The sequence below is a fragment of the Microbacterium sp. KNMS genome (genome assembly GCF_053851835.1).
Genome location: NZ_JBSQBP010000097.1, coordinates 1 through 278, shown reverse-complemented (window position 1 = coordinate 278; position 278 = coordinate 1). Strand labels below are relative to the sequence as shown.

The window sequence follows — 278 nt, the reverse complement described above, 5'->3', positions numbered from 1 at the left end:
GGATCGGCTCGGCGCTGGAAGAGGAGTCGATGCTCGACCACCGCTTCGGCCGGTTCATGAACCACAATCTCGGCGAGTATCACGTGCCGGTCCATGCCGACATCTACGACATCGACGTGATCTTCGTGGACGAGGAGGACAAGGCCAATCCGCTGGGCGTGAAGGGCCTCGGCGAGATCGGCATCGTCGGCACCGCGGCGGCGATCACCAACGCGGTGTTCCACGCCACCGGCAAGCGCGTCCGCGACCTGCCGATCACGATCGACAAGCTGCTGTGA

The 278-nt window shown here is 64.4% G+C and carries 1 pseudogene; it reads left to right on the top strand.

The annotated features are described in order from the left end of the window. A pseudogene (locus ACWXWW_RS17990) lies at positions 1-278 on the top strand (xanthine dehydrogenase family protein molybdopterin-binding subunit); the annotation flags it as partial.